This is a genomic window from Atlantibacter subterraneus, from assembly GCF_007570865.1.
GTDB classification, from domain to species: Bacteria; Pseudomonadota; Gammaproteobacteria; order Enterobacterales; family Enterobacteriaceae; genus Atlantibacter; species Atlantibacter subterraneus.
This window is the reverse complement of the sequence record NZ_VLPS01000001.1, coordinates 101,946-116,041: the sequence shown is the minus strand read 5'-3', so window position 1 is coordinate 116,041 and position 14,096 is coordinate 101,946. Positions and strand designations below refer to the sequence as shown.

Sequence of the window (14,096 nt, the reverse complement as noted above, 5' to 3'; positions counted from 1 at the left end):
GCTTAAATACTGTCCTTTTTTTAGCAATCCGCAATGACCATTGAACTTTTCACTTAAGCGAACGGAAAAACCTTGCCACAACGGCCCGGTTTGCGGCATTTTCTTAGCCATAGCAACGCAATCGGCCCGGTAAAGCGCGCCGTGCGCCGACCAACAACATCACCGCCAGGTTAATGGAGAAGTCTATGTGTTCGATTTTTGGTGTACTGGATATTAAAACTGATGCAGGCGAGCTGCGTAAAAAAGCGCTGGAACTGTCTCGCCTGATGCGCCACCGCGGCCCGGACTGGTCTGGCGTTTACGCCAGCGATAAAGCCATTCTCGCCCACGAACGCCTGTCGATTGTTGATGTTAACGCCGGCGCACAGCCGCTGTACAACGAAGCGAAAACCCACGCGCTGGCGGTGAACGGTGAGATTTACAACCATCAGGCTCTGCGCGCCGAATACGGCGACCGCTATCAGTTCCAGACCGGTTCTGATTGCGAAGTGATCCTGGCGCTGTACCAGGAAAAAGGTCCGGAATTCCTCGACGATCTGCAAGGCATGTTCGCCTTTGTCCTGTATGACAGTGAAAAAGACGCCTACCTGATTGGCCGCGACCATATCGGTATTATCCCGCTATATATGGGCCACGACGAACACGGCAACTTCTATGTCGCATCAGAAATGAAAGCGCTGGTGCCGGTATGCCGCACCATTAAAGAATTCCCGGCAGGCAGCTATTTGTGGAGCCAGGACGGTGAGGTCCGTTCTTACTATCAGCGCGACTGGTTTGAATACGATGCGGTTAAAGACAACGTTACCGACAAAAACGCCCTGCGTCAGGCGCTGGAAGATTCCGTTAAAAGTCATTTGATGTCTGATGTGCCGTACGGCGTACTGCTTTCCGGTGGTCTCGACTCCTCCGTGATCTCCGCCATCACCAAAAAATTCGCCGCCCGCCGCGTGGAAGATGAAGAGCGCAGCGAAGCCTGGTGGCCGCAGCTGCACTCTTTTGCCGTCGGCCTGAAGGGCGCGCCGGATCTGAAAGCCGCGCAGGAAGTGGCGAACCACCTGGGCACCGTGCACCATGAAATTCACTTCACCGTGCAGGAAGGTCTGGATGCCATCCGCGATGTGATTTATCACATTGAAACCTATGACGTAACCACCATTCGCGCCTCAACGCCGATGTATTTGATGTCGCGTAAAATCAAAGCCATGGGCATCAAAATGGTGCTGTCCGGCGAAGGTTCCGATGAAGTGTTCGGCGGCTATCTCTACTTCCATAAAGCGCCGGATGCCAAAGAGCTGCATGAAGAAACCGTGCGTAAGCTGCAGGCGCTGCATATGTTTGACTGCGCCCGCGCCAACAAAGCGATGTCTGCCTGGGGCGTGGAAGCCCGCGTTCCGTTCCTGGATAAGAAATTCCTCGACGTGGCAATGCGCATCAACCCGCAGGATAAAATGTGCGGCAACGGCAAGATGGAAAAACACGTGCTGCGCGAATGCTTTGAATCTTATCTACCGGCAAGCGTGGCGTGGCGTCAAAAAGAGCAGTTCTCCGACGGCGTCGGCTACAGCTGGATCGACACCTTAAAAGAAGTAGCGGCCCAGCAGGTAAGCGACCAGCAGCTCGAAACCGCGCGCTTCCGGTTCCCGTCCAACACGCCATCCTCCAAAGAAGCGTACCTGTACCGTGAAATCTTCGAAGAGCTGTTCCCGGTGCCGAGCGCGGCAGAATGCGTGCCTGGCGGTCCGTCTGTGGCCTGTTCTTCCGCTAAAGCGATTGAATGGGATGAAGCGTTCAAAACCATGAACGATCCATCAGGCCGTGCGGTAGGCGTGCATCAGTCTGCCTACAAGTAAACGGTAGCATGACTTAAAAAGGAGCCTGTCAGGCTCCTTTTTTATGGCACTTTACGGGTGCCGAAAACGTTAATTATCAGCAATCCACGCGTTAAATAACCAATAACTGCTGAATATTTCGTCAAGCTGTTCGCAAGCTAGTCAAACAGCGATTATCAGGCGCTTTTCGGGAAAAAATGTGTTGACGCTGCAAGGCCCAATACGCATAATGCGCCCCGCAACGCCGATAAGGTAACGCAAAAAAAAGATGGCTACGTAGCTCAGCTGGTTAGAGCACATCACTCATAATGATGGGGTCACAGGTTCGATTCCCGTCGTAGCCACCATCTTTTTGCGGGAGTGGCGAAATTGGTAGACGCACCAGATTTAGGTTCTGGCGCCGCAAGGTGTGCGAGTTCAAGTCTCGCCTCCCGCACCATTATCTTCACGTTGCACGGATGGGGTATCGCCAAGCGGTAAGGCACCGGTTTTTGATACCGGCATTCCCTGGTTCGAATCCAGGTACCCCAGCCACCTTTTCTGACGATTGTGCTTATGCACAGTGTCATTGGGGTATCGCCAAGCGGTAAGGCACCGGTTTTTGATACCGGCATTCCCTGGTTCGAATCCAGGTACCCCAGCCAGTCAGTTTTGGCTGGTAGAAACACAATATGGCTACGTAGCTCAGCTGGTTAGAGCACATCACTCATAATGATGGGGTCACAGGTTCGATTCCCGTCGTAGCCACCACCTTTTGGGGTATCGCCAAGCGGTAAGGCAGTGGATTCTGATTCCACCATTCCGAGGTTCGAATCCTCGTACCCCAGCCAATTTAAAAAGACGGATTGCATCAGCAACCGCACCCTGTTGGGGTATCGCCAAGCGGTAAGGCAGTGGATTCTGATTCCACCATCCCGAGGTTCGAATCCTCGTACCCCAGCCACTCTTAAAAAAGCTCGCTTCGGCGAGCTTTTTTGCTTTCTACGATCCAGGCAATTTGTCGTCCTGAGCTTCAACTAAGGACGACATAGAAGGCTGTTACAACCCTAACGCATATTTGAGCGCCTGGCGCTTCAGCACGCCCGCGCGTTCAGCCGCCATCAGGCCAAGATTGCGCAGCAGCTTCACCGGCGGCAGATCGTTGCTGAACCCGGCGTAGAACAAATCCATACCGCTTTGCATCAGGAAATTATCCCCCTGCCGACGCATCTGATAACGGCGCAAGACCTCATAGCTTGACCAGGGTTCGCCGTGACTGCGGGCGCGCACCAGCACGTCCAGCAACGCATCCACGTCGCGATAGCCCAGGTTGACGCCCTGCCCCGCCAGCGGATGGATGGTATGCGCCGCATCGCCCACCAGCGCCAGGCCCGGCTGAGCGTAGCGCAGCGCGTGGCGGCGGGTCAGTTGAAACGCGCCGCAGGCTTGTGGGGTGACGTTACCGACGCGCCGCGGGAAATGCAGGGCAATCTCCCGGCCCAGTTGTTCCATCGACATGCTTTGCAACTGGCGAATACGCGCCGGTTTGTCATACCACACCAGCGACGCCCAGTTATCATACAGCGGCAGGAAAGCGCGTGGGCCGTCCGGGGTAAACTGCTGCCAGGTGCTGTCGCCAGGATCGCTTGCGCAGCGCACCGAAATCAACAGGCAGGACTGCTGGTAGTTCCAGGCATGAATGCCGATACCGGCCCACTCGCGGATCCGTGAGTTCGCGCCATCGGCACCGATCACCAGCTTCGTCTCCAGCAGGGTACCGTCTTCAAAGGTCAGTTCATGAACGTCATTGCGCCGATGCATCCGGGTAAGCGCCGCCGGGCAGTGCAGCGTGACGCAGGGATGCTGCGCCAGCGCCTGCCACAGCGCCCGTTGCAGCACCTGGTTTTCTACCATAAAACCCAGCTCCGGCAGCTTCAGCTCCGAGGCGTCAAACGCCACGTGGGAGGCTTCCCACTCCCAGGTTTCCAGCCGTCGCCAGGCGTGGGCGCGCATGCCAAGAATGTCATCCCATACGCCCAGCTGCTTCAAAAGCGCCACGGAAGCGGCGCTAATCGCCGAAATACGCACGTCAGGCGGCGACGCCGGGTCAAATTCCGCTGGCGGCGCATGTTCAATCACGCTGACCTGAAAACCATGTTGCGCGAGCCCCAGTGCAATTGCGGCGCCCACCATGCCTGCGCCGATAACGGCGACTTCAGTTGGTTGATTTGCCATGGTCATTTATCCTTAAACGCAGTTAATTCAGTTTACCGGATTTTCGGGTAGCTGGCGTCGCAATCCTCGCCACTGGTCACGGCAGCGTCAAAGCATTACAATACGCGCCCTGCATTACGGCGGTTAACTTAAGCAATGAGCATGTCGATGACAAAAAAACTCCATATCAAAACCTGGGGCTGTCAGATGAACGAATACGATTCATCGAAGATGGCCGATCTGCTGGATGCCACCCACGGCTATCAACTGACCGACGTGGCGGAAGAAGCGGATGTGTTGTTGCTCAACACCTGCTCAATCCGTGAAAAGGCTCAGGAGAAAGTCTTCCATCAGCTGGGTCGCTGGAGAGCGCTTAAGGAAAAGAACCCGGAACTGATTATCGGCGTTGGCGGCTGCGTGGCATCGCAGGAAGGCGATCACATTCGCCAGCGCGCCCACTACGTGGACATTATTTTTGGGCCGCAGACCCTGCACCGTTTACCGGAAATGATCAACCGTGTGCGTGGCGATCGCAGCCCGGTGGTGGATATCAGCTTCCCGGAAATCGAAAAATTCGACCGTCTTCCTGAACCGCGCGCCGATGGCCCAACGGCGTTTGTGTCAATCATGGAAGGCTGCAATAAGTACTGCACCTATTGTGTGGTGCCTTATACCCGCGGCGAAGAAGTCAGCCGTCCGTGCGACGATATCCTGTTTGAAATCGCCCAACTGGCGGCGCAGGGCGTGCGTGAAGTCAATCTGCTGGGCCAGAACGTCAACGCCTGGCGCGGGGAAAACTACGATGGCACTCAGGGAAGCTTTGCCGACCTGCTGCGTCTGGTGGCGGCCATCGACGGCATCGACCGTATTCGCTTCACCACCAGCCATCCGATTGAATTCACCGATGACATCGTGGAAGTGTACCGCGACACTCCGGAACTGGTGAGCTTCCTGCACCTGCCGGTGCAGAGTGGTTCAGACCGCGTGCTGAACCTGATGGGCCGCACCCACACCGCGCTGGAATACAAAGCGATTATTCGTAAGCTGCGCGCCGCGCGTCCGGATATCCAGATCAGCTCTGACTTTATCGTCGGCTTCCCGGGCGAAAGCCAGCAGGACTTCGAGCAGACCATGAAGCTGATTGCCGATGTGAATTTCGACATGAGCTACAGCTTTATTTTCTCCGCGCGTCCGGGTACGCCTGCCGCCGATATGGTGGATGATGTGCCGGAAGAGGAGAAAAAACAGCGCCTGTATATTCTTCAGGAGCGCATCAACCAGCAGGCGATGGCGTGGAGCCGCCGCATGGCAGGCACCGTTCAGCGTATTCTGGTGGAAGGCACCTCGCGTAAAAGCATTATGGAGCTCTCTGGCCGTACCGAGAACAACCGCGTGGTGAACTTCGAAGGCACGCCGGATATGATAGGTAAATTCGTCGATGTGGAAATCACCGACGTGTTCCCAAACTCGCTGCGCGGTACTGTGGTACGCACCGAAGAAGAGATGGGTTTACGTATCGTCGAATCCCCGGAATCGGTGATTGCCCGCACCCGTAAAGAGAATGAAATCGGCGTTGGTATTTACCAGCCGTAATCCCCCCCGACGATATGCTGCCTGTATCGCAGCATATCGTTGCATTTGCACTGCCCTGCCCTTGTAATTGCACGCTGTTACCCAAATATCAGGCCTGAAGCTTGCGCCTTTTTCCCACGCCGTGAATAATTTCCTTAAGCCTGAGAAAATCAGCACGCATTATTGTTCACCTAACTGGCCCTGTGTGACCAAGAGGATAAGTTTGAATATCGAAACACGTGAATTCACCCTGGAACCTGCAGATAACGAACGTCTGCTTAGCCTTTGCGGACCGTTTGACGACAATATCAAACAGCTCGAACGGCGCCTCGGCATCGAAATTAATCGTCGTGACAACCACTTCAAACTCACCGGACGTAGCCTGAGCGTCAGCGCGGCGGCGGATATTCTTCGCCATTTGTACGTGGATACGGCACCGATGCGCGGCAAGATCAAGGACATCGAGCCTGAGCAAATTCATCTGGCGATTAAAGAATTCCGCGTGCTGGAGCAGAACGCGGAAAGCGTGCCGGACTATGGCAAAGCGGTCAACATTCAGACCAAGCGCGGCGTGATTAAACCGCGCACGCCTAACCAGGCGCAGTACATTGCCAATATTCTCGACCACGATATCACCTTTGGCGTCGGCCCGGCGGGGACCGGTAAGACCTATCTGGCAGTGGCTGCGGCGGTGGATGCACTGGAGCGCCAGGAAATTCGCCGCATTCTGCTGACCCGTCCGGCGGTAGAGGCAGGTGAGAAACTCGGCTTCCTGCCCGGGGATCTCAGCCAGAAAGTCGACCCGTATCTGCGCCCGCTGTACGATGCGCTGTTCGAAATGCTCGGCTTTGAGCGCGTCGAGAAGCTGATGGAGCGCAACGTAATTGAAGTCGCGCCGCTGGCCTACATGCGTGGTCGTACCCTGAATGACGCATTTATCATCCTCGACGAGAGCCAGAACACCACCATCGAACAGATGAAGATGTTCCTGACGCGTATCGGCTTTAACTCGAAGGCGGTGATTACCGGCGACGTGACGCAAGTCGACTTGCCGCGCAATATGAAATCCGGCTTGCGCCATGCCATCGAAGTGCTGAACGAAGTGGAAGAGATCAGCTTTAACTTCTTCCACAGCGAAGACGTGGTGCGCCACCCGGTGGTCGCGCGCATTGTTAACGCCTATGAAGCCTGGGAAGAAGCGGATCAGAAGCGTAAAGCGGAGCAGGCGGCGGAACGCAAGCGCGAAGCGCTGGCGCAGGCTGCTGGCCAGCAGGAGCAACCATGAGCCAGGTGATTCTGGATTTACAGCTGGCCTGTGAAGACACCACCGGTTTACCGGACGAAGCCCAGTTTCAGGTCTGGCTTGAAGCGGTGCTGCCTCAGTTTCAGGAAGAGGCGGAAGTGACCATTCGTCTGGTAGACGAAGCGGAAAGCCATAACCTGAATCTGACCTATCGCGGCAAAGACAAGCCCACCAACGTGCTCTCGTTTCCCTTTGAGGCACCGCCGGGCATCGAACTGCCGCTGTTAGGTGATTTGATCATTTGCCGCCAGGTGGTGGAGCGCGAAGCGATTGAGCAAGTGAAGCCGCTGGACGCCCACTGGGCGCATATGGTCATCCACGGTAGTCTGCATCTGCTGGGCTACGACCATATTGAAGATGACGAAGCCGAAGAAATGGAAGGGCTGGAAACAGAGATAATGCTTGCTCTGGGCTTTAGCGATCCGTACATTTCCGAGAAAGAGTAAGCAGTGAGGCAATCCTGCCCCTGCACCCAGGCCGCCGCCGTGCGTTTTCCGGCGACGGCACAATCACAACCAACATGAGGTCCTGTACCAGACGCCATGAGCGACGATAATTCACACAGTAGTGACACGCTTAACAGCAAGAAGGGATTTTTCTCCCTTTTACTGAGCCAGCTTTTCCACGGCGAACCAAAAAACCGTGAAGAGTTACTGGCACTGATCCGTGATTCCGAACAAAACGAGCTTATCGACCTGGATACCCGCGATATGCTTGAAGGGGTAATGGATATCGCTGACCAACGGGTCCGCGACATCATGATCCCACGCTCGCAGATGGTCACCGTTAAACGCAACCAGAGCCTGGACGAATGTCTTGATGTGATCATCGAATCCGCCCACTCGCGCTTCCCGGTCATCAGCGAAGATAAAGATCACATTGAAGGGATTCTGATGGCGAAAGATCTGCTGCCGTTTATGCGCAGCGATGCCGAGCCGTTCAGTATGGAAAAAGTGTTACGCCCGGCGGTAGTTGTGCCGGAAAGCAAGCGGGTTGACCGCATGCTGAAAGAGTTCCGTTCTCAGCGTTACCACATGGCGATTGTCATTGATGAGTTTGGCGGGGTCTCTGGCCTGGTCACTATCGAAGACATTCTGGAACTGATTGTGGGTGAAATTGAAGACGAATATGACGAAGAAGAAGATCTCGATTTTCGTCAGCTGAGTCGCCACACCTGGACCGTTCGCGCCCTGGCACCCATCGAAGATTTCAACGAAACCTTCGGCACCCAGTTCAGCGACGAAGAGGTCGATACCATTGGCGGCCTGGTGATGCAGGCGTTCGGTCATTTACCGGCGCGCGGCGAAACCGTTGAAATTGACGGTTACCAGTTTAAGGTCGCCATGTCGGACAGCCGACGCATTATCCAGGTTCATGTAAAAATTCCGGACGACTCGCCTTCACCCAAACTTGAAGAGTAATGGAATGCGCTTTTCTGCATTGTTTGAACGCCAGCGCGTGCGCTTGCTGCTGGCGCTATTAACGGGAGCCAGCGGAACGCTGGCTTTTTCTCCTTATGACTTCTGGCCCGCCGCGCTGATCTCGCTGATCGGCCTGCAGGGCCTGACGCTCAACCGCCGCCCTCTGCAAAGCGCCTGGATTGGTTTTTTCTGGGGGCTGGGCCTGTTTGGCACCGGCATTAACTGGGTTTACGTCAGCATCGCCCAGTTTGGCGGGATGCCGGGCCCGATCAACGTCTTTTTAGTGGTTCTCCTCGCCGCGTATCTCTCGCTGTACACCGGTCTGTTCGCCGGTGTGCTCGGTAAACTGTGGCCCAAAGCCAACGTCTGGCGCGTGGCGGTTGCCGCGCCGGTAGTCTGGCAGGTGACTGAATTTTTGCGCGGCTGGGTGCTGACCGGCTTCCCGTGGCTACAGTTCGGCTATAGTCAGGTGGATGGCCCACTCAAAGGCTTAGCGCCGGTGACTGGCGTGGAAGGCATTAACTTCCTGTTGATGATCGTGAGCGGCCTGATTGTTCTGGCGCTGGCGCGTCGGCATATTACGCCCGCTATCGTCGCCGTGGTGCTTTTCGCACTGCCCTTCCCGCTACGCTATATCCAGTGGTATCAACTGTTGCCGGAACGCCAGCTTAACGTCTCGCTGGTGCAGGGGAATATTCCCCAGTCGCTGAAGTGGGATGAAAGCGAACTGCTGAATACGCTGCGCATTTATCTCAACGCGTCAGAGCCGAAAATGGGCCAGTCCCAGCTGATTATCTGGCCGGAGTCGGCGATCCCCGATCTGGAAATCAACCAGCAGCGCTTTTTAACCGAGCTGGACGGCATGCTGCGCGAGCATAACACCAGCCTGATTACCGGTCTGGTAGACGCGCGTCTTAACAAGCAGAATCGCTACGACACTTACAACACCATTATCACCCTGGGCGCGGATAACCCGTACAGCTACAACTCCCCGAACCGCTACAACAAGAACCATCTGGTGCCGTTCGGTGAGTTTGTGCCGCTGGAATCGATCCTGCGTCCGCTGGCACCGTTCTTCGATTTGCCGATGTCGTCATTCAGCCGCGGCCCGTATCAGCAACCGCAGCTGTTGGCCCACGGCTTTAAAATGACGGCGGCAATTTGCTATGAAATCATCCTTGGCGAGCAGGTGCGCGATAACTTCCGTCCGGACACCGATTTTCTGCTGACCATTTCCAACGACGCCTGGTTTGGCCGCTCCATCGGTCCGTGGCAGCACTTCCAGATGGCGCGGATGCGCGCGCTGGAGCTGGCGCGTCCGCTACTGCGTAGCACCAATAACGGCGTGACCGCCGTGATCGGCCCAACCGGCGATGTGCAGAAGATGATCCCGCAGTTTACCCGTGAGGTATTAACCGCCGAGGTGACACCAACACGTGGTATCACCCCTTACGCGCGCTTCGGCCACTGGCCACTGTGGTTGCTCACCGGCGTGATGAGTTTTATGGCGTTGATCGTCGCGTTACGCCGCAAAAACCTTTAAACCGCTCTACACTTTTTAAGGCCAGCTCTGCTGGCCTTTTTCATTTCTGGCACGGCGATTGCTTAATGTAATCAGGTACTTTGCGAATTTCCTTTTCGGACGAAGCGTGAGAAACCGGGTTGCACCATGACGGATCAACCGAAGCACTATATCGGTGCAACGCGCGAGATTTGCCTTTAAATGGTGCGGCGCACTTCGCAAAAATAAACAAATAAATAGCAAAACCTTTACATTCAGCCAGGCTAAATGTTAACAAGCAGACACAATGTTGCGCAGTAGTGCAACAATAAAAACAACACAAACACTCACATGGGTTATCACTGGCGTCGATGGCGCTACGATAAGGAGTTGGATATGCAATTACGTAAACTGGCCGCAGCAATGTTAGTCATGGGGTTGGGCGCAGGGTTAGCCCACGCCGAAGAGGCAAAAACCGCTGACGCTGCCGCACAGCAAGGTACGCTGGCGAAAGTCGCGAAGAATGGCGTTATCGTCGTGGGTCATCGCGAATCTTCCGTACCGTTTTCTTATTACGATAATCAGCAAAAAGTTGTCGGCTATTCTCAGGATTATTCCAACGCTATCGTTGAAGCGGTGAAGAAGAAACTGAACAAGCCGGATCTGCAGGTTAAACTGATTCCAATTACCTCCCAGAACCGTATTCCGCTGCTGCAAAACGGCACCTTTGACTTCGAATGCGGCTCCACCACTAACAACCTGGAACGCCAGAAACAAGCGGCTTTCTCCGACACCATCTTTGTGGTGGGCACCCGTCTGCTGGCTAAGAAAGGCGGCGATATTAAAGACTTCCCGGATCTGAAAGGCAAAGCGGTTGTTGTCACCTCCGGCACCACCTCTGAAGTTCTGCTGCACAAGCTGAACGACGATCAGAAAATGGATATGCGCATCATCAGCGCCAAAGACCACGGTGACTCGTTCCGCACTCTGGAAAGCGGCCGCGCGGTAGCGTTTATGATGGATGACGCCCTGCTGGCTGGCGAACGCGCGAAAGCGAAGAAACCGGATCAGTGGGAAATCGTCGGTAAAGCGCAGTCTGAAGAAGCCTACGGCTGTATGCTGCGTAAAGACGATCCGGAGTTCAAGAAGCTGATGGATGACACCATCGCCCAGGCCCAGACCTCTGGCGAAGCGGAAAAATGGTTCGACAAGTGGTTTAAGAACCCGATCCCACCGAAAAACCTGAACCTGAACTTTGAACTCTCCGATGAGATGAAAGCGCTGTTCAAAGAACCTAACGATAAAGCACTGAACTAATTACAACCATTAAGGGGCGGGACATCCTGCCCTCTCGATTGTTTCGACAGCCCGGACAGACTCTGCGTCGGATGGCCGTTCCCCATCCGGCGTGAACACTCCCCTCGTTTCCAGCGAGTCAAAAAAGGAAACAGCGGAGAAGGCTTCGTAGCAATCTTCGAGGGTAGCCAGGCTACCCTTATTTTTTTTGGAGTAACGTATGTCTATAGACTGGAACTGGGGTATTTTTTTACAGCCCGCCCCGTTCGGCAACACCACCTATCTGGGCTGGCTATGGAGTGGTTTTCAGGTTACCGTCGCGCTGTCGATCACGGCCTGGATTATTGCCTTCCTCGTCGGCTCCCTGTTTGGCATCCTGCGTACCGTCCCAAACCGTTTTCTCTCCGGGCTCGGGACCTGCTACGTCGAACTTTTCCGTAACGTTCCGCTGATCGTTCAGTTCTTTACCTGGTATCTGGTGGTACCGGAACTGCTGCCTGAAGATCTGGGGATGTGGTTTAAAGCTGAGCTCGATCCCAACGTGCAGTTTTTCCTGTCGTCGATGATCTGCCTCGGCCTGTTCACCGCCGCACGCGTGTGCGAGCAGGTGCGCGCCGCGATCCAGTCGCTGCCGCGCGGCCAGAAAAACGCCGCCCTGGCGATGGGCCTGACGCTGCCGCAGGCCTACCGCTATGTGCTGCTGCCTAACGCCTACCGCGTTATCGTCCCGCCGATGACGTCAGAAATGATGAACCTGGTGAAAAACTCCGCCATCGCCTCGACCATCGGGCTGGTGGATATGGCGGCGCAGGCCGGCAAACTGCTGGATTACTCGGCGCACGCCTGGGAATCCTTCACGGCGATTACGTTAGCATATGTGTTGATTAACACCCTGATTATGTTGGTGATGAATGTGGTAGAGCGCAAAATCCGCCTGCCCGGTAATCTGGGGAGCAAATAATGTACGAATTTGACTGGAGCTCGATTGTTCCCTCCTTCCCCTATTTGCTTGATGGCCTGGTCATCACGCTGAAAATCACCATTACGGCGGTGATTATCGGCATTATCTGGGGCACGCTACTGGCGGTCATGCGCCTGTCGAGCTTTAAACCCATTGCCTGGTTCGCCACCACCTACGTGAACGTGTTCCGCTCGATTCCGCTGGTGATGGTGCTGCTGTGGTTTTACCTGATTGTGCCGGGTTTCCTGCAAAACGTGCTGGGCTTATCCCCGAAAACCGATATCCGTTTGATTTCGGCGATGGTGGCGTTTTCGATGTTTGAAGCCGCCTACTATTCGGAAATCATCCGCGCCGGTATTCAGAGCATCTCCCGTGGGCAATCCAATGCCGCGCTGGCGCTGGGCATGACCCACTGGCAATCCATGAAGCTGATTATTCTGCCGCAGGCGTTCCGCGCCATGGTGCCGCTGCTGTTAACCCAGGGCATCGTGCTGTTCCAGGACACCTCGCTGGTTTACGTATTAAGCCTTGCAGACTTCTTCCGTACCGCCTCTACCATCGGCGAGCGCGACGGGACTCAGGTCGAAATGATCCTGTTTGCAGGTGGCGTATATTTCATCATTAGTTTAAGTGCGTCGCTGCTGGTCAGTTGGCTGAAGAAAAGGACGGTATAATGATTTCCCTGAAAAATGTTTCTAAATGGTATGGTCAGTTTCAGGTGTTGACCGACTGTTCAACGGAAGTGACCAAAGGCGAAGTGGTAGTGGTGTGCGGGCCGTCCGGCTCCGGGAAATCCACGCTGATTAAAACAGTGAACGGGCTTGAGCCGGTGCAGAAAGGCGAAATCATCGTTAACGGCACCAAAGTCAATGATAAGAAAACCAACCTCGCGGAGCTGCGCTCCCATGTGGGCATGGTGTTCCAGCACTTTGAGCTGTTCCCGCACCTGTCGATTATTGAAAACCTGACCCTGGCGCAGGTGAAAGTGCTCAAGCGCGATAAAGCGGCGGCGCGTCAGAAAGCGGTAAAACTGCTGGAGCGCGTCGGCTTATCGGCGCACGGCGAGAAATACCCGGCGCAGCTCTCCGGCGGCCAGCAGCAGCGTGTGGCGATTGCCCGCGCGCTGTGCATGGACCCGGTGGCGATGCTGTTTGACGAACCAACCTCCGCACTCGACCCGGAAATGATCAATGAAGTGCTCGACGTCATGGTGGAGCTGGCCAACGAAGGTATGACCATGATGGTGGTGACCCATGAAATGGGCTTTGCCCGTAAAGTGGCCAATCGGGTGATCTTTATGGATGAAGGAAAAATCGTTGAGGATTCGGCGAAGGAAGAGTTTTTCGCCAACCCGAAATCGGAACGCGCCAAAGACTTCCTGGCGAAAATCCTGCACTGATCGTCCGCAGAACCCAAAAGGAGCAGCCAGGCTGCTCCTTTTTAATATGGATTACGGCTCAAACGGCCTGCGCTGGAACTGATCGTGACCGCATTTCGGGCATAGCGGCAGCGGTTCCGGAGTATAAAATGCCAGATGATGATGGCATTTTTCACACACCAGATTGCCAAGCCCCACCACTTCCCCACTGTGATAAACCCCGTGGTGGTTTAAATCCTGAAACACTTCGCGCCATTCCAGCTGGGTTTTGTCGGTAATGTCCGCCAGCTCCTGCCAGATACTCTCTTTGATAACCCGCATAAATACGCTGTCGGTAAACTCTTCCTGGCTTTCGCCATAACTACGGGCAAATTCCTCTAAATCGCGCCGTACCGCGCGCGTTACCTCTTCCACCTCTGTGCGGGTGAGCTCGCCGGTTTGCGCCATTTGCTGGCGCGCGCTGGCCACCAGCGCATCGATATCCCGCTCACCGTTGCGTAAACGTTCGGTTAATGTCGCCACCAGTTCACGATAAAATTGAGCAACCTTGTTCATTTCAGCACTTCTCCTGGTCGGGTAACGTCTTCTAATAATAGACGTTAATCCCGGTTGGCTATGTTAGCCGACGCACATCGCGGGTAA

12 protein-coding genes and 7 tRNA genes are annotated in these 14,096 nt (G+C 55.1%); 17 read left to right on the top strand and 2 right to left on the bottom strand.

What is annotated here, in order from left to right:
• The first annotated feature begins 185 nt into the window (after positions 1-185).
• The 8 genes from asnB to FND52_RS00515 all read left to right on the top strand — a co-directional run bounded on the left by asnB (position 186) and on the right by FND52_RS00515 (position 2,772).
• Positions 186-1,850 carry an asparagine synthase B gene (asnB, locus tag FND52_RS00550; RefSeq protein WP_144128989.1) on the top strand — a complete coding sequence of 555 codons (1,665 nt, stop codon included), beginning with the start codon at positions 186-188 and terminating at the stop codon, positions 1,848-1,850.
• Between the two features lie 249 nt (positions 1,851-2,099).
• A tRNA-Met gene (locus FND52_RS00545) sits at positions 2,100-2,176 on the top strand.
• 7 nt (positions 2,177-2,183) lie between these two features.
• A tRNA-Leu gene (locus tag FND52_RS00540) sits at positions 2,184-2,268 on the top strand.
• Between the two features lie 20 nt (positions 2,269-2,288).
• Positions 2,289-2,363, top strand: a tRNA-Gln gene (locus FND52_RS00535).
• A 35-nt stretch (positions 2,364-2,398) separates the two neighbouring features.
• Positions 2,399-2,473, top strand: a tRNA-Gln gene (locus FND52_RS00530).
• Positions 2,474-2,502: 29 nt separating this feature from the next.
• Positions 2,503-2,579: transfer RNA gene (locus FND52_RS00525), tRNA-Met, on the top strand.
• Positions 2,580-2,584: 5 nt separating this feature from the next.
• A tRNA-Gln gene (locus FND52_RS00520) sits at positions 2,585-2,659 on the top strand.
• A gap of 38 nt (positions 2,660-2,697) precedes the next feature.
• A tRNA-Gln gene (locus tag FND52_RS00515) sits at positions 2,698-2,772 on the top strand.
• 95 nt (positions 2,773-2,867) lie between these two features.
• Here FND52_RS00515 and ubiF read toward each other — a convergent pair.
• On the bottom strand, positions 2,868-4,043 hold the full coding sequence (gene ubiF / locus FND52_RS00510; RefSeq protein WP_144128988.1) for a 3-demethoxyubiquinol 3-hydroxylase: 1,176 nt from the start codon (positions 4,041-4,043) through the stop codon (positions 2,868-2,870).
• A 147-nt stretch (positions 4,044-4,190) separates the two neighbouring features.
• Between ubiF and miaB the strand changes: the two genes are divergently transcribed.
• The 9 genes from miaB (at position 4,191) to FND52_RS00460 (ending at position 13,475) form a co-directional block, all read left to right on the top strand.
• Positions 4,191-5,615 carry a tRNA (N6-isopentenyl adenosine(37)-C2)-methylthiotransferase MiaB gene (miaB, locus tag FND52_RS00505; RefSeq protein WP_125294548.1) on the top strand — a complete coding sequence of 475 codons (1,425 nt, stop codon included), beginning with the start codon at positions 4,191-4,193 and terminating at the stop codon, positions 5,613-5,615.
• Positions 5,616-5,817: 202 nt separating this feature from the next.
• Positions 5,818-6,879, top strand: a complete 1,062-nt coding sequence (locus FND52_RS00500; RefSeq protein WP_167509310.1) for a PhoH family protein — start codon at positions 5,818-5,820, stop codon at positions 6,877-6,879.
• Complete coding sequence (ybeY, locus tag FND52_RS00495; protein ID WP_144128986.1) at positions 6,876-7,343, top strand: rRNA maturation RNase YbeY; 468 nt, start codon at positions 6,876-6,878, stop codon at positions 7,341-7,343. Before FND52_RS00500 ends, ybeY begins: the two co-directional genes overlap by 4 nt.
• A 96-nt stretch (positions 7,344-7,439) precedes the next feature.
• Entirely contained in the window at positions 7,440-8,318 is an 879-nt protein-coding gene (gene corC / locus FND52_RS00490; RefSeq protein ID WP_125294551.1) for a CNNM family magnesium/cobalt transport protein CorC, read from the top strand.
• Positions 8,319-8,322: 4 nt separating this feature from the next.
• Positions 8,323-9,861 (top strand): apolipoprotein N-acyltransferase, encoded by a 1,539-nt coding sequence (lnt, locus tag FND52_RS00485; RefSeq protein WP_144128985.1) that lies wholly within the window; start codon positions 8,323-8,325, stop codon positions 9,859-9,861.
• 354 nt (positions 9,862-10,215) lie between these two features.
• Positions 10,216-11,136, top strand: coding sequence for an amino acid ABC transporter substrate-binding protein (locus FND52_RS00475; RefSeq protein ID WP_144128983.1), 921 nt, complete (start codon positions 10,216-10,218; stop codon positions 11,134-11,136).
• A 199-nt stretch (positions 11,137-11,335) separates the two neighbouring features.
• Positions 11,336-12,076, top strand: a complete 741-nt coding sequence (locus tag FND52_RS00470; RefSeq protein WP_125294555.1) for an amino acid ABC transporter permease — start codon at positions 11,336-11,338, stop codon at positions 12,074-12,076.
• A complete protein-coding gene (gene gltK / locus FND52_RS00465) occupies positions 12,076-12,750 on the top strand; it encodes a glutamate/aspartate ABC transporter permease GltK (RefSeq protein ID WP_125294556.1) in 675 nt (224 codons plus the stop codon). Before FND52_RS00470 ends, gltK begins: the two co-directional genes overlap by 1 nt.
• On the top strand, positions 12,750-13,475 hold the full coding sequence (locus FND52_RS00460) for an amino acid ABC transporter ATP-binding protein (protein ID WP_125294557.1): 726 nt from the start codon (positions 12,750-12,752) through the stop codon (positions 13,473-13,475). Before gltK ends, FND52_RS00460 begins: the two co-directional genes overlap by 1 nt.
• 51 nt (positions 13,476-13,526) lie before the next feature.
• Here the strand turns inward: FND52_RS00460 and FND52_RS00455 are convergent, their stop codons facing one another.
• Complete coding sequence (locus FND52_RS00455; RefSeq protein WP_125294558.1) at positions 13,527-14,009, bottom strand: zinc ribbon-containing protein; 483 nt, start codon at positions 14,007-14,009, stop codon at positions 13,527-13,529.
• Positions 14,010-14,096: the final 87 nt, after the last annotated feature.

Excerpts from the sequence above, each read along its gene's own strand:
- lnt (WP_144128985.1), top strand. The coding sequence starts at position 8,323 with ATGCGCTTTTCTGCATTGTTTGAACGCCAGCGCGTGCGCTTGCTGCTG.
- asnB (WP_144128989.1), top strand. The coding sequence starts at position 186 with ATGTGTTCGATTTTTGGTGTACTGGATATTAAAACTGATGCAGGCGAG.
- gltK (WP_125294556.1), top strand. The coding sequence starts at position 12,076 with ATGTACGAATTTGACTGGAGCTCGATTGTTCCCTCCTTCCCCTATTTG.
- FND52_RS00460 (WP_125294557.1), top strand. The coding sequence starts at position 12,750 with ATGATTTCCCTGAAAAATGTTTCTAAATGGTATGGTCAGTTTCAGGTG.
- FND52_RS00475 (WP_144128983.1), top strand. The coding sequence starts at position 10,216 with ATGCAATTACGTAAACTGGCCGCAGCAATGTTAGTCATGGGGTTGGGC.
- FND52_RS00455 (WP_125294558.1), bottom strand. The coding sequence starts at position 14,009 with ATGAACAAGGTTGCTCAATTTTATCGTGAACTGGTGGCGACATTAACC.
- corC (WP_125294551.1), top strand. The coding sequence starts at position 7,440 with ATGAGCGACGATAATTCACACAGTAGTGACACGCTTAACAGCAAGAAG.
- FND52_RS00470 (WP_125294555.1), top strand. The coding sequence starts at position 11,336 with ATGTCTATAGACTGGAACTGGGGTATTTTTTTACAGCCCGCCCCGTTC.
- ybeY (WP_144128986.1), top strand. The coding sequence starts at position 6,876 with ATGAGCCAGGTGATTCTGGATTTACAGCTGGCCTGTGAAGACACCACC.
- ubiF (WP_144128988.1), bottom strand. The coding sequence starts at position 4,043 with ATGGCAAATCAACCAACTGAAGTCGCCGTTATCGGCGCAGGCATGGTG.
- miaB (WP_125294548.1), top strand. The coding sequence starts at position 4,191 with ATGACAAAAAAACTCCATATCAAAACCTGGGGCTGTCAGATGAACGAA.